We start from the raw sequence: 14,241 nt of genomic DNA, 5'->3' as shown, positions 1-14,241 counted from the left end.
GTAACGCTGAGCGGTCATCGCTGATACGTTAGTGTTTACATTCACTGCCATGGTGATTTCTCCAATTGATTTTCCGGTGTAGCGGTTTCCGACGTCTCGGAAAACCAAGTAGTTCTCTCAAAGTTACCTCTATTAACGACACCAAATTCAGAAGCTTTAGAAAAAAGTTTAAAAAAATAACATTGCGAGATTTAGCTAATAAAATTGAAGAAAAGTAAGAAAAAGTGCTCAAGTTTCCACAAATCGAGCCGAGAGGGCTAAATTGTATAGAAAATCAGCAAAAGGAAACAATTAAAGGTAAGTTCGCAGACGATAGACGTGAAGATTAGAAAAGAAAAAGCCCCTTTTCCTTTGAGAGAACTGGGGCTAGGTTGGTCGCCAGAGCCTATGTGGAGATCAAGAGAAATGAACACATTTCCGGCATACCGAGTGCAACTTTACATTGAAAATGATTGGCAGGTGAGAGATGAGAGAGCCGCTCATTCTATTGTAAAGCTGCTTGCCAAAAGCCTGCATTCCCATCCACGTCTGAATGTATTGAGTACAGGCTAAGTAAACTACTGCAATAGTGACATTGCAGAGTTTGGCAACTGTTTCGCTTGAGCAAGAATCGATGTACCTGCTTGTTGCAAAATTTGTGCTTTGGTCATTTGCGTGGTTTCTTTCGCAAAATCTGTATCTTTAATTCGGCTGTTCGATGCGTCAACGTTTTCTTGGATATTCGCCAAGTTGTTGATGCTGTGACTCAAACGGTTTTGCTTCGCACCTAAGTCTGCACGTTGCGAGTCTACGTATTTCAGTGCCGAATCCAGCACAGAAATCGCGTTTTGAGAACCTTGTACCGTGGTCATATCAATATCTTGTACTGACGTTCTGATAGGTTCATCACTCAGGCCAAGCTCAGATGCTAATCCACCAGAAATAGAAATCTCACCCTGAACGTTTGGATGCGCGACAAAAACTTGCAACTTGCCATCTTCACTTACAGACGCATTAATCATATCAGACTGACCATTAATGTAAGTGGCAAGCTCTTCGATGTCGTCGCCCGCTTTGGCATTAATGTTGATTTCTAGATCATCAACATTGCCGTCTTCGTCTTCACCCATACCTGGTAGCGTGATCTTCAAGTCAGATTTAGCTGGGTCAACACTCCAGTTTTTATCTTTACCGTTCTCAGATAAGAAGGTCACACCGCCCATGCGAGTATCGTCCGCACGAATGCTGGTGAGTCCCATGATCATGGCTTCACCTGAGCTCGCACCAATCTGGAATGCTGCTTCACCGAATGAGCCGTTCAATAGACGACGACCACCAAATGAAGTGGTTTCTGCAATACGGTTTAGCTCGTCAATCAATGCCATTGACTCTTCGTTGATCGCCTGACGCTCAGCTGGAGAGTTAGTACCGTTCGATGATTGAATCGCAAGGTCACGCATTCGTTGCATGACAGAGGTTGCCTCATTCATCGCACCTTCAGCGGTTTGTGCAATCGAGATACCATCGTTCGCGTTACGCATTGCGACATCTAGGCCACGAGACTGTGCAGTTAAGCGGTTAGAGATCTGTAGACCTGCCGCATCATCTTTTGCACTGTTAATCTTATGTCCTGAAGATAAGCGCTCCATCGACGTGTTTAATTCATCAGTCGCTTTGTTTAAGTAACGCTGCGCGGTCATCGCGGAGACGTTAGTACTAACTGTTACAGCCATTTTGCTCTCCTGTTGAGTTCGCAAGCTTTTGCGAAGCGGCCAGCTTTACTCTCATTTGGATAAGCACTGACCGTAAAAGTTACTTGCTAAATCTGCCTTAAACGCAGGGTTTAGAATCTCTAAATCTGTTCTGATATTTTCAATACAATTTGTGTGCCAACTTTCGTAAATTATTTAACCACTTTTAAAAGAATCAAATAAACAATAAGTTAGCTTTATCATTAAGCTATTTCCGGTTTGTCAGACTCATCTTAGCCCAAGGGTATTGAACGCTGCCCTGTTGCCGCCCGACTTGCCTCCCGTATCATTGCCGCTTTGGGTAAAATCGTGCCGCATGACATCTCAGACTCTCAGGTTACGTCGACTTATCGCGCTTAAGGCTTTGCACATAAGGCATCAAAATCAGACAATGTGTATGAGTGTCATACTAGATGTAGTTAAACAACGTTAGATCTTTGGTCTTACCGAATGCTTGTTGCGATGCCTGTAACGCTCGCGAGTTTTCACTGAACTCGATCACGGCTTTGGAGTAATCCAAGTCCTCAAAGTTGCTCTTCGCTTTTGCCAGAGACAAATTAAAGTCTTCATGATTTTGCTCTTGGATATCCAGCGTACTCAATCGAGCACCGGCATCTGTACGCGCTTTATTCAAATGGATAAAAGCAGCGTGGAATTCTTCTGTCATTTGGTGCAATTTAGCAGTCGCCGACGTATCCGAAACCGATTTGTCTGACCATGCCATTGCATCCTTGAAGGTATCGAAAATGCTGAACTCTGCCCGCTTTTCGATCTCAATGCTGTCACCAGGCGTAATTTGGCCTTTTACGTGCACTTTCAGGCCTTTGTATTCAATCCCTTTCTCTGGAGAAAACTCATCGGCATCCACTACTTTGCCGTTACGCTCTAATTGGTAACCAAATTTGCCGTTATTCATATCGACAAATGTCACGCGATACGCCGCATCATCCTTAGCGTCAACGTTAGTAGCTTTGTTTAGCAACAGCTCAGAGCCGTTTTGTAGATCGTAATTCGGCTGATAGTCGCCAAATGGGTTTGGTATCTCCATAAACAGCTTGCTGCCGGGATCGTTCATTGGCATCTCAAGCATGCTGGAGACTTTCATTTTGCGCTGATAATCGTCCCCAGCGTATTGCACGCTACCATCTTTATCGCGATAAAATGGTTGGCTTTTTGGCTTAGTGCCAGCAAACACGTAGTTACCAGATTCATCTTGCGAGTTCACCAAGTTAAGGAAGTTGTTCGCAATCTCTTCTAGCTCACGCTTCTTTGCTTGTCGGTCTTCCGCAGAAAACGCACCGTTAATCATCTCCATCGTTAAGCGCTTCGACTCGTCGGCAAAATTCTCCGCATTGGCGATATTAACTTCGTGGTTTTCTAGACGATTACGCACCAACACTATCGAGCTAAGATATTGTTGTAGCTGTTCTTGTTGCTGACTAATGTTTTGGATGTAATGCGCAGCGAGGGGGTCGTCACTAGGTTTCAGTAACTTTTTCCCTGAAGCAAGCTGCTCTTGGTTGTGGTGAACCTTATTCTCTTGACGACGCAGATCATTTTGTACGGACTGATAGTTATGGAAACTAGAAATTCGGGTTAGCACTTATCTCTTCTCCTTACCTCAGTTGTAAAATGGTATTGAAGGTATCATTCGCCGCTTGCATCACACGTGATGAAGCCATGTACGCTTGTTGAAACTTCATCATGTTGGCCGCTTCTTCATCGAGGTTAACGCCAGAGATAGAAGCAACGCGCTCTTGTGCCGCCTCATGCTCTAAGCGAGCGACAGAGGCTAATCGGTTTGCTGTAGAAGATTTCAATCCGACTTCGGTATTGAGGTTGTGATAAACATCGATCAAAGTACTGGATTTTCCGTCCATCATCTTATCTGTTTGGATCTTCTGCATTTTTCTCAAGTTGCCATTACCACCTTCCGAAGGCACCAAGTTCGCGGTGAACTTGTCATTCATCAGCGCACCTTCGCTCAGCTCAAATACAGTCGCATCGCCATTTTTATACAGCGGATGACTTTTCGGCACTGAGATTTCAATCATCGGGTTATCTTTGTCTAGCGGGTATGAGTATTTGTCCGATAGCAAATTGCCTTTGTTGTCCGTGATCTTTAACCATGGCTTATCATGTTTCTCGTCGGCTGGTTGTACGGTGACCTCAAACTCTTTAACATCCCCCGCCTCACGAATTTTGAACTTGGCGTTACCTTGAGCAAAAGTGGTTGAAGCTTCATAACTTTGCGCGGCAATGGCTTTTGCATCATTGGTTTCCATCTTGATGATGGCTGCGCCACTTCGTGTTGGGCGCAATAATACGCGCTCACCAGCGGCAAGACCTTCACCGATTTGCACTTTCATACCATCCAGAACAAACGAAGAATCTGATTGATCAATGTTCAACGACATTTGCTCACCTTTCGGTGTTGTCACGCTATACTGGTCGCCATCATAACGTAGCGAATATTCACCACCTTTGATCGCTGAAATATCATCAATGTAAACCGCAACATCAGCTTGAGAGTCAGGCGCAGCAAAAACTCGAGATTTTGCCACCAGCTCAGAGTTCACGTCGGTAAATACGTCTTTACCTATCTTACCGTTAAGATCCAGACCTTGAGATTGCAGCTGATTAATTTTGTAGGAGAAACCCGTCGCTAAACGGCCCATTTCATCTTGCAGTTGTGGAATGTGTTTGTCGCGCATTTCAAGCAAAGCGCCGATTTTGCCATCCATGTCGTCAGACTTGATCGCTTTAATGCCATCCCCTTCCACCATTGCTAAGCGTCTTTGATGAACATCCGGATAGCCATCGATCATTTTGAGCTGGCTTGCTTCCGTGCCAGAAACAAGTGTGTGTCCATTGCCGATATGAACATTAAACCCTTCGGCATTTTTGCGTGGGGTTACGGTAACTTTGGTGTACTCTGACAGCTCAGTAACCAGCTTTTCATGCTGATCCATCAGGTCATTATGTGGACCGGGGGTGCGCATCATCAGTCGATGAATATCGCGAATTTCCAACGCAAGTTGGTTAACGCGCTCAATGCCCATATCCAATTTTTTATTGGTGACATCAGATTGCAGTCGCACGGTTTCGTGGAAATCATTTAATGTATCAGAGAAGATTTTCGCCTTTTCCAATACCACTTTTCGTGCCCCTAAATCGTTCGGGGTATCTGCCATGGTTTTTACCGCATCGAACCACTCATTCAGGTTCTCGGGAATTTTCTTCGATGCCACGGAGCTCAACATGCTAGAGAGCATATCAAGATTGTCTTGGGTATCCGTTTTGTTGGCATTGTTGGTCGACGACAGGTTCAGTTCATTCACGGCAAACTGATCCCACGAGCGGCGAACATTTTCCACATGCACACCCATGCCGTAGGTAGAACCACCAAACATGCGCGGATCATTCGTGCCTTGGATAACAGACTGACGGCTATAACCCTCTGTATTAACATTAGAAATGTTATGACCAGTGGTGTTTAATTGTCTCTGAGCAGTAAGCACACTTTGAGTACCTACATTCAGAAGATCTGACGCCATACATGCCCCCAAAAACGAAATATAAATCGGCAAAACCGATCACCTAGACACATTAAAAGCAAAAGATGTGCCAAGTGATAAAAAGGCGTAGATATTCAGATAAAGTGAAGGCTTGCACTATGGCAAGCCTTCGAGAACGTCATAAATTGGCGCAGAGACATTACATACTTTCGATTTTATCCTTCACCTGCAGGACTTTATCTGCGTAGTTCGGATCGGTCGCGTAACCCGCACTGTGGATACCGCGAATAAACGACTCTGAGTTCCCGCGTTGCTGCAATGCTGTCTCGTAACGTGGGTTGTCATTCAAAAATCGTACAAAGTCATTAAAGCTGTCTTCGTAACTTGAGTAGGAGCGAAACGCTGCCGTCTCTTTCACTGGCGTGTTATCGTGGAACTCTAAAGTTTGAGTCGTCACTTTGTCACCCTGCCAGCTTCGATCTGCTTTGATATTAAATAAGTTGTTGCTGCTGCCACGCGCGTTCTTCACGACCTTTTGTCCCCACCCCGTTTCCAAAGCGGCTTGCGCAAGTAGCAGAGATGGCTCGACTCCTAGGGCTTTCGCAGCTTTCTCCGCGTATGGCTTCATCGAGTTAACAAAGGATTCTGGTGAATCGAATCGAGTGGGTTCATTGCTTGGTCGAGATAGTTGACCAGATTCAATCAAGCGCTGTTCAATCTCGCGCGCTTTTTTCGGGTCAACACGACGATATTCCGCAGCATTGTTTGCCGCATCACGCATAGCCGTTTCTTTTTTGTCGTTCCCTTGCCCAGCCGTTAATTGCTTAACAATCATATCGGCCAGTCCCATTGAACCAGACGAACTCAATTCACTCGCCATCTGTTCATCCAACATTTGTCGGTAGAACTTCTCGTTTTGGCTGTTCATCATGTTGGACTCAAAGCCCTCATTGGCTTCACGCATGGATTTCAACATCATGGAGGTGAAGATCGATTCGAACTGACGAGCAGCCGCATGCAATGCTTCTTGCTCGCCATCTTTTCCCTCTTTCACTGCTTTTTGACGCAGAGTGTCCAGAGAACTGATGTCATGGATAAAACCAATGTCGTTAGGATTGTTCATTATACCTACCTCCTAACCATTAAATGATGATCAACTGGCCTTCAATGGCACCAGCTTGCTTCAATGCTTGTAAAATTGCCATCAAGTCCGAAGGCGCAGCCCCGACTTGGTTCACGGCACGGACCAAATCATCCAACGTTAAGCCTGGTTCGAACTTAAACATTTTGCCTTGCTCTTCGCTGACTTCGATATCCGAGTCTGGTACGACTACGGTTTGCCCACCAGAAAAGCCGTTAGGTTGGCTAACATTCAGGTTTTCTTTGATCGCAACCGTCATGCCGCCATGCGTTACTGCTGCTGGTTTAAGACGTACATGCTTACCAACTACAATGGTGCCCGTGCGAGAGTTAACGATGATTTTGGCTGCACCATCTGCTGGGTCGAACTCTAGGTTTTCGATTGCCGATAAGAACGCAACACGCTGGCTGACGTCACGAGGAGCACGCACGCGCACTGATGTCGCGTCAACAGCGCTCGCCATTTGTGGGCCAAGGAAGTTGTTTACAGCATCCGCCATACGTTGAGCCGTTGTGAAGTCTGACTCAAGCAAGTTGAACGTGATGTAATCACCACGACCAAATGGGTTTGGAATTTCTCGCTCTACTGTCGCACCACTAGAGATAAGACCAACGGTTGGATTGTTACCTACGATTTTAGAACCGTCAGCGCCTTCAGCACTGAAGCCGCTCACTACTAAGTTACCTTGAGCAACCGCGTAAACTTGACCGTCGAGACCTTTGAGGAACGTTTGTAGTAGCGTACCACCACGCAAACTTTTAGCACTTCCGATGGAAGAGACAGTCACGTCCACTTGCTGACCCGGTTTAGAGAAAGGCGGCAATTCTGCCGTAACCATGACTGCGGCAACGTTTTTAATTTTTGGCTTTGTGCCCGGCGGCATCTGAATGCCGAAGTTTTGCAGCATGGCGGCGAAACTTTGCTCTGTAAACGGGTTCGCTTCACCCGTACCAGGTAAGCCTGAAACCAAACCATAACCCACGAGTTGGTTGCTTCGTACACCTGCCACTTGCGCGACGTCTTTGATACGTGCGGCTTGGGCTACGGTAGAAAACAGAGCAACGCTCATCAGTACTAAAAGGAGTTTTTTCATGCTTACTTATCTCTTGCAGTCAAATTGCCGTCAGCACGGCGTGTTATAGCGCTACATTAAAGAATCGTGCCAAGAAGCCTGGCTCTTGCATATCTTGTTGCAAACCAGTGCCAGAGTACTGAATTCTTGCGTTAGAAACGCGATTTGATGCAATGGTGTTGTCGAAATTAATATCATCCGGACGAATAGTGCCACTTAAACGTATGTACTCATCACCCGTATTTAGCGTGATCCACTTCTCACCGCGGATCACGAGGTTGCCGTTTGCCAGTACTTCGATCACCTCAACAGTGATGTAACCACTGATGCTGTTGCTCTGCTTTGCAGAAGAGTCACCTGCAAATGAGTTGGAGTTGTTTAAGTCATAAGAGAAATTATATTTTCCGCCAATTTGCAGCTCTTCTCCGCCCACTTGAAGCGGGTCCATTTGCGCTTCATTGGTTTTCGATAAATCGGCATTTGCGCTTTTCGTCGCACTGGTTGTCTCATCCAGTGTTACGGTAATAATGTCGCCAATACCACGTGGTTTAGAATCGTCGTAGAGATCGGTAATGTGCTCGGCGCTAAACAACGAACCTGTTGCAGCAGCGTAATGCTCAGGCTTGTTTTTCGGATGAATTGGAGCCCAAGCAGGGTCGCCAGCAACCGGATCACTTCTACCACGTAAAGTATCTACAATACCGCTGCTCTCTTCTTTCGATTTATCGCCTTCTACTGCGTCGACCACAGTGGTTGCTTGTGTCACTTCATCCGTTTCAATCGGTTCCAACATGGCACAGCCCGACATCGTAGCAATCAAAGCGAGTAGGCAAATACGTTTCATCGTGAGCTCCTCAAATCTTGCTCTTAATCGTTACAATTGCTGGTTAACGAAGCTCATCATCTTATCGACTGACGAGATCACTTTTGAATTCATTTCGTAAACGCGCTGGGCTTCGATCATGTTGACCAACTCTTCTGTTACATTCACGTTGGACGCTTCCAGCATGGATTGACGAATTTCACCCAAACCGTCCAAACCAGGAACACCCTCTTGTGGATCGCCACTGGCACCCGTTGGTAAGTAAAGGTTCTGACCAATTGGCTCTAGGCCACCCGGGTTAACAAAGTCTGTAATGGTTAGCTGACCAACGACTTGGTTGTCTTGCTGCCCTCGGACGCGAACCGACACTTCACCATCCGTACCGACAGTAATAGAAATCGCATCTTCTGGAATCACAATTTCAGGCTCTACAGGGTAGCCAGAACCCGACGTGACTAACGTGCCTTCACCATTGAGCGTGAACTGACCGTTACGGGTATAACCGATGTTGCCGTCCGGCAATGTCACTTGGAAAAAACCGTCGCCTTCCACCATCATGTCCAATGCGTTAGTCGTTGTCTGTGCATTGCCGTGCGTGTGCACTTTTTGCGTCGCAACCACTTTAGAACCCGCACCTAACATCAAACCACTTGGCAGTTCCGTGTTCTGAGATGACTGGCCGCCAGGTTGGTTGATGTTCTGATAGAACAAATCTTCGAATACTGCACGGCTCTTTTTGTAGCCGACAGTAGAAGCGTTCGCCAAGTTGTTCGAAATCGTGGCAATGTTGGTTTGTTGGGCGTCTAGACCTGTTTTACTTACCCATAGTGCTGGATGCATAGTGAACCTCTAACTCTGTTAACTCATACGAAGCAGTGAATCTGAAGATTTATCCATTTCTTCAGCTGTGCTCATCATCTTGACTTGCATTTCAAACTGACGTTGTAAGTCAATCAATGCGGTCATTTCACCTACGGCATTCACGTTACTGCCTTCTATCGCTCCCGTCTGGAGACTAACAGTCGCGTCTGCTTCGTAAGGTTGGTTTGGAGTTTTATGGCGAAATAAGCCATTGGTGTCTTTAAACAAGCTTTGATCATTAGGCTTAACGAGCTTAATGCGATCAACCGCTTGGAATTCTTCTGCCGGGGCACCTTGAGGAAGTACAGAGATGGTGCCATCCCGACCGATTTCAATTTTGGAGAGAGGGATAGGCAAAGTAATCGGCGCGTCGTTTTCACCCAGCACCAAATGACCACTTGCGTTGGTAAGCATGCCATTTTGATCGACTTTTAGGTTGCCGTTACGGGTCAACCCTTCTTTCCCTGTATGATCGAGTACCGATATCCAACCGCTGCCTTCAATCGTCACATCCAGATCACGCCCTGTTGTAATCACGCTACCTTGAGCAAAGTTATGCCCTGGACTCTCTGTCATGCTGAATACACGTGAAGGATGGCCTTCACCATAAGCCTGCATTGAGCGAGCCTGTGCTAAATCAGCCCGAAATCCGGTCGTGCTTACGTTAGCCAAGTTATTAGCGCGCAATTGTAGTGCCTGCATATTTTGCTTGGCGCCACTCATTGCGAGAAACAGTGCGCGATCCATAAATTACTCCAAAAAATCTCTCTGTACACGGAGTAAAAAGCAATAGTTATGCCAAAACAAAAATAGACTTATTAATCAATACTTTGAATTAAAAATCAACAATGAAAAGAGGTCAATAGAGGCAGAAAACTGTAACGAGAGGCAAGGTTTTGATCCATACGGCGGCAACAGCGGCAAATCGTAGATCAAAGCATGCTTAGCCTGAGTGAGGTGTATTCAGGCTAAGCATCAGATGAATGTCATGATGAAAATGAACAAAGCGGTAATTACTAAGAAGCAATCACACGCCATTGCTTACTCAAGCAGAGTATCGAATGACCCAGCTAGTGCTCTAGCGGATCTGTAAGATATTCTGTTGTAGTTGGTTGTGTACTTCTAGCGAACGTGAGTTTGCTTGGAAGTTACGCTGAGCAGAGATCAGGTCCACCAACTCCTGCGTCATATCAATGTTTGACTGTTCCAGCATACCGTTATTGATGGTGCCGAAAGAGCCTTTATTTGATTCACCCCAGATCTTGTCACCAGAGAACTGCGTTGAATCCCATTGAGTGCCGCCTTTCTTATCCAGACCTTGCTCGTTTGGAACACGTACGAGAGCAACACGACCCAATGTAACGTTTTCACCGTTTGAGTAAGTTCCCAATACGCTGCCGTTTTCATCGAAGTCAACTTTGGTTAGGAAGCCCGTCGTTGCACCGTCTTCGTCAAACTTAGTCAGTTCGAACGGAGCCGCAAACTGTGTTGCTGAGCCTAAGCCGAAGTTAAGCGTCTGCGCAGGATCGGCACCATTCATATCGACTGGTGTCGTGTTCGTCGCCGGATCGCCCAGAGCCACAGAAGTGATTGGCTGACCATTGTTCAAGCTCGCCAACGTACCATCGTTGTTGAACTTCATGGTATGCCCCACATGACCTGTTGGCGTTTGCGCATCACCAGCCGCAACATTTAAAGGCTTTTCACCTTCTTTATCTGTCACGGTGTAGTAAGTGTTCCATGTATTTGGCTGAGTCTGATCTTTCAAGTAATACGTCGTTAGCTTGTAAGACTGACCCATCGAGTCATAAATTGTCGAAGAGGTTGAACGGTTGTATGTATCTGGGTCTGAAAAATCAAACTGCGTTGGATCTTTCAAATCGCCGTTCGCTGGCAAGTTCACACCCACTTCAATGTTTGCTGTTTGTTTTGGCTTACCAAATTCAGCAGGAATATTGATGGGTTGTGGCTCGTATGAAGAAACCTCACCAGAGCTTGGGTCCACTTGGTAACCTAATAAGAACTCATCGTTCGCGGTCACCATGTAGTTTTCTTTATTTAAGTGAAATGCACCATTACGTGTCAGTTCATTCTGTTGTGGAGTTAGACGCTCTTTCGCTACAGCGAAAAAACCTGTCCCCGAAACACGCAAATCCATTGGGTTGTTGGTGTAAATGCTAGAGCCTTCATGGAACTGCTGTGCCACTTGGCTTGCTTGCGCACCACCACCCGGTGTGGTTTTTGCGTTAGTAAATAAAGAGTTAGAGTAGACATCAGCAAACTCAGCACGGGACTCTTTAAAGCCGTAAGTGTTGGCGTTCGCAATGTTGTTACTGGTGGTGTTCAAATCCAGTTGGGCGGCGGACAAACCGCTTAAAGATACATATGACATTCCAAAATCTCCTAATCTAGCGAGCTATGACTACGCTTTGCCGACTTCCAATACTTCTGCAAGTCGAACTGGCGATTCAAAACCAGCCAGATTGAGTAATACGTTTCCGTCACCTTTGCCAAGCAATACGCTGTTTACGTTGGCGTATGTCGATACTGGGAACTCTTGCGACTCCCCTTCAACTAAGCCAGACGCTTTCACTTTGTATTTGCCAGCTGGCAGTGGATTTCCGCTTTCATCTTTACCGTCCCAAAGCACACGCGTGTCGCCGGCTGGTTTCGCCCCTACCTCAAAGGTACGAACCAGTTGGCCAGCTTCATCCTCTACACGAACAAACAGATTATCGATAGATTGTGAAAGCTTAACCATTGCCGCCATTGGTGCGTCGTCCTGCTTCACACCTGCTGCTCCTGGGACCAATACGTCACGCCCTACCAAAGAGGAAGCTTGTAACGCTTGATTTGATGTCATTGACGAATTCAAACTCTCAAACTGAGTGTTCATCTTGCCAATGCCATCAACGGTCGCAAATGAAGCCATTTGCGCAATCATCTGGTCATTACTTACCGGCTTAAAAGGGTCTTGCTGAGACAGTTGCTTCGTGAGCAATGATAAGAAGTCTTCCTGTTTTAGGTCCTGCTTACCCGTGCTCTCTTCCGCTTTCTTGTTACTCTCTTGTAGACTTTTAAGCTGGTCGATATAGGACAAGCCGCTTTGACCAACGTTGTTAATTCCGGCCATACGCTACCCCCTTATCCTTATTGACCCATCTGCAGCGTACGCAGCAGCATTTGTTTACTAGAATCAGCGACCTGTACATTAGTTTGGTATGCACGAGAAGCTGAAATCATGTTTGCCATTTCTTCCATTACATTGACGTTAGGCTTGTAAATGTAGCCTTCTTCGTTTGCAAGGGGATGGTCTGGGTTGTACTCCGCACTCAGCGGTTTATCACTTTCTACAATACCCATCACTTTCACTGGCACCGTATCACCGCCACGCATGGCGTTACTTAACTCTGCACCAAACACTGCATGACGCGCTTTGTAAGTGTCTTTCGCAGAGCTGCTGACACTGTCGGCGTTCGCCAAGTTGCTTGAGGTAGTATTCAGACGAACGGATTCAGCGCTCATTGCGGAACCTGTCACATTGAAAACGTTAAATAAGCTCATCTAAATTATTCCCCTTTGATTGCTTTGGTTAAGTTCTTGAATTTGCTGCCTAGAAAGTCGAGTGATGCTTGGTGTCTGATTTGGTTTTGCATAAACAAGTTACGCTCTAAATCCAAGTCTACCGTGTTGCCATCTCCCGTATCTGGTTGCGTAGGAAGACGATATAACTTGTCCCCAACCAACGTCGTAGTGGCAGGAATATGCCGACCATCTGTGCGACTAAGACCAATGCTTGCCCCAGATGTTGCCGCTTGCAATTCCTTCGCAAAGTCTAAACCTCTTGCTTTGTAACCAGGCGTGTTTGCTTGTGCGATATTGGTGGAAATCACCTCTGCATTGCGCTCACGTACGCCCACCGTGTGCTGGTGGATGCCTAGTGCATTGTCAAAAGATATAGCCATGTTTGCCTCTACAATTAAGAACTGACCGTGATTGATAACCAAAAAGCAATTAGCATGCCAAGACCTAAAGCATTACACCAACCTAGTGGTTACCGTGAATTGAAATAGCAATAAGTGAGCCAAAGTAACTGGAATGTCATGTCGTATCACTTTGCTCACTTAATAAAGATACACCGTGTTGAGGGCACAAGGCAAAAACGCGCTTCAACTAATTGAGTGATACATGAAGCGCTCGGCGCAGAAAGGTAACAAACAAAAAAGCCTGACACGAAGTCAGGCTTTTCTATCAATGAAGAGATACCGCTATTTAAGCTTGTAAATGATGCCCGGATTACAGCGCACCATTTCAAATTTATCAGTCAGACCAGTTAGCGACTCTGATGCCCCTAACAGCAAGTAACCACCAGGGTTTAAACTGCTCGCCATTTGGTTAAGCACTTTAGATTTCATTTCTGGAGAAAAGTAAATCAATACGTTACGACAGAAAATGATGTCGAACTTACCCATCAGTGCGTAACTGTCCATCAAGTTTTGTGGACGAAAGTTCACCAAACGCTTGACGTTATCTTTGACTTTCATGCGACCACCGTCCGCATTTTCAAAGAAGGTGCGACGACGTTCTGGTGAAAGCCCGCGACCCAAAGCCAAGTTGTCGTACACCCCTGCACGACACATCTCGAGCATACTTGCCGAAATGTCTGTGGCTGTAATGGACACGTTTGGTAACAAGCCCGGCTTGCGCTGTTGCGTTTCCAGGATCGTCATTGCAATAGAATACGGTTCTTGGCCCGATGAACTGGCAGCAGACCAGATCTTAATTGGGCGCTTGCTTGCCGCTACTTCTGGCAATAATTTGTCAGCTAAAACCGTGAACGGATAAGTATCTCGAAACCACAAGGTTTCGTTAGTCGTCATCGCATCCACAGCGGCGACTCGTAATTCTCGATTACGCCCTGTAACAACATCACGTAGCAAATCTGATAACGATGCGAGCTTAAACTTCGTCACTAAAGGACTCAGTCGGCTACGCACGAGGTATTGCTTGCTATCACCTAACACGATGCCACATTGCGATTCTAGAAAACGGCTAAAGTCACGATACTCTTGATCACTGATTGTAATAGCAGTCAT

Annotated in this window: 13 protein-coding genes; all 13 read right to left on the bottom strand. The window is 46.1% G+C overall.

All coding sequences use genetic code 11. The annotated features are described in order from the left end of the window. Nucleotides 1-557: 557 nt before the first annotated feature. Nucleotides 558-1,712: a flagellin gene (locus L3V37_RS18935; protein WP_005382038.1), complete on the bottom strand. Its 1,155-nt coding sequence runs from the start codon at nucleotides 1,710-1,712 to the stop codon at nucleotides 558-560. 427 nt (nucleotides 1,713-2,139) lie between these two features. Continuing rightward, nucleotides 2,140-3,333, bottom strand: coding sequence for a flagellar hook-associated protein FlgL (gene flgL / locus L3V37_RS18930; protein ID WP_005382037.1), 1,194 nt, complete (start codon nucleotides 3,331-3,333; stop codon nucleotides 2,140-2,142). A gap of 13 nt (nucleotides 3,334-3,346) precedes the next feature. Continuing rightward, complete coding sequence (flgK, locus tag L3V37_RS18925; RefSeq protein WP_017819974.1) at nucleotides 3,347-5,287, bottom strand: flagellar hook-associated protein FlgK; 1,941 nt, start codon at nucleotides 5,285-5,287, stop codon at nucleotides 3,347-3,349. Between the two features lie 160 nt (nucleotides 5,288-5,447). Continuing rightward, nucleotides 5,448-6,374 carry a flagellar assembly peptidoglycan hydrolase FlgJ gene (gene flgJ / locus L3V37_RS18920; RefSeq protein WP_031779079.1) on the bottom strand — a complete coding sequence of 309 codons (927 nt, stop codon included), beginning with the start codon at nucleotides 6,372-6,374 and terminating at the stop codon, nucleotides 5,448-5,450. A gap of 16 nt (nucleotides 6,375-6,390) precedes the next feature. Continuing rightward, nucleotides 6,391-7,482: a flagellar basal body P-ring protein FlgI gene (locus tag L3V37_RS18915; protein WP_005393118.1), complete on the bottom strand. Its 1,092-nt coding sequence runs from the start codon at nucleotides 7,480-7,482 to the stop codon at nucleotides 6,391-6,393. Nucleotides 7,483-7,525: 43 nt separating this feature from the next. Beyond that, entirely contained in the window at nucleotides 7,526-8,305 is a 780-nt protein-coding gene (gene flgH, locus L3V37_RS18910; RefSeq protein WP_237306773.1) for a flagellar basal body L-ring protein FlgH, read from the bottom strand. A gap of 30 nt (nucleotides 8,306-8,335) precedes the next feature. Next, a complete protein-coding gene (gene flgG, locus L3V37_RS18905; protein WP_005382032.1) occupies nucleotides 8,336-9,124 on the bottom strand; it encodes a flagellar basal-body rod protein FlgG in 789 nt (262 codons plus the stop codon). A gap of 18 nt (nucleotides 9,125-9,142) precedes the next feature. Next, nucleotides 9,143-9,892: a flagellar basal-body rod protein FlgF gene (flgF, locus tag L3V37_RS18900; RefSeq protein ID WP_237306771.1), complete on the bottom strand. Its 750-nt coding sequence runs from the start codon at nucleotides 9,890-9,892 to the stop codon at nucleotides 9,143-9,145. 331 nt (nucleotides 9,893-10,223) lie between these two features. Then, the gene (gene flgE, locus L3V37_RS18895; RefSeq protein ID WP_005382030.1) at nucleotides 10,224-11,537 is read right to left on the bottom strand and encodes a flagellar hook protein FlgE; all 1,314 of its coding nucleotides are present in this window, start codon (nucleotides 11,535-11,537) and stop codon (nucleotides 10,224-10,226) included. 30 nt (nucleotides 11,538-11,567) lie between these two features. Continuing rightward, nucleotides 11,568-12,278 carry a flagellar hook assembly protein FlgD gene (gene flgD, locus L3V37_RS18890; protein ID WP_005382029.1) on the bottom strand — a complete coding sequence of 237 codons (711 nt, stop codon included), beginning with the start codon at nucleotides 12,276-12,278 and terminating at the stop codon, nucleotides 11,568-11,570. Between the two features lie 17 nt (nucleotides 12,279-12,295). Next, complete coding sequence (gene flgC, locus L3V37_RS18885; RefSeq protein ID WP_005393132.1) at nucleotides 12,296-12,709, bottom strand: flagellar basal body rod protein FlgC; 414 nt, start codon at nucleotides 12,707-12,709, stop codon at nucleotides 12,296-12,298. Between the two features lie 5 nt (nucleotides 12,710-12,714). Beyond that, a complete protein-coding gene (flgB, locus tag L3V37_RS18880) occupies nucleotides 12,715-13,110 on the bottom strand; it encodes a flagellar basal body rod protein FlgB (protein WP_005382026.1) in 396 nt (131 codons plus the stop codon). Nucleotides 13,111-13,413: 303 nt separating this feature from the next. Next, on the bottom strand, nucleotides 13,414-14,241 hold the full coding sequence (locus tag L3V37_RS18875) for a protein-glutamate O-methyltransferase CheR (protein ID WP_005382024.1): 828 nt from the start codon (nucleotides 14,239-14,241) through the stop codon (nucleotides 13,414-13,416).

Origin of the sequence: Vibrio sp. D54, from assembly GCF_021728075.1 — a bacterium.
Classification (GTDB): Bacteria; Pseudomonadota; Gammaproteobacteria; order Enterobacterales; family Vibrionaceae; genus Vibrio; species Vibrio alginolyticus.
Note: the sequence above shows the minus strand (reverse complement) of the source record. Positions and strands in the feature narration are given on the sequence as shown.

Excerpts from the sequence above, each read along its gene's own strand:
- L3V37_RS18935 (WP_005382038.1), bottom strand. The coding sequence starts at position 1,712 with ATGGCTGTAACAGTTAGTACTAACGTCTCCGCGATGACCGCGCAGCGT.
- flgE (WP_005382030.1), bottom strand. The coding sequence starts at position 11,537 with ATGTCATATGTATCTTTAAGCGGTTTGTCCGCCGCCCAACTGGATTTG.
- flgF (WP_237306771.1), bottom strand. The coding sequence starts at position 9,892 with ATGGATCGCGCACTGTTTCTCGCAATGAGTGGCGCCAAGCAAAATATG.
- L3V37_RS18915 (WP_005393118.1), bottom strand. The coding sequence starts at position 7,482 with ATGAAAAAACTCCTTTTAGTACTGATGAGCGTTGCTCTGTTTTCTACC.
- flgG (WP_005382032.1), bottom strand. The coding sequence starts at position 9,124 with ATGCATCCAGCACTATGGGTAAGTAAAACAGGTCTAGACGCCCAACAA.
- flgD (WP_005382029.1), bottom strand. The coding sequence starts at position 12,278 with ATGGCCGGAATTAACAACGTTGGTCAAAGCGGCTTGTCCTATATCGAC.
- flgK (WP_017819974.1), bottom strand. The coding sequence starts at position 5,287 with ATGGCGTCAGATCTTCTGAATGTAGGTACTCAAAGTGTGCTTACTGCT.
- flgB (WP_005382026.1), bottom strand. The coding sequence starts at position 13,110 with ATGGCTATATCTTTTGACAATGCACTAGGCATCCACCAGCACACGGTG.
- L3V37_RS18875 (WP_005382024.1), bottom strand. The coding sequence starts at position 14,241 with ATGACTGCTATTACAATCAGTGATCAAGAGTATCGTGACTTTAGCCGT.
- flgH (WP_237306773.1), bottom strand. The coding sequence starts at position 8,305 with ATGAAACGTATTTGCCTACTCGCTTTGATTGCTACGATGTCGGGCTGT.
- flgC (WP_005393132.1), bottom strand. The coding sequence starts at position 12,709 with ATGAGCTTATTTAACGTTTTCAATGTGACAGGTTCCGCAATGAGCGCT.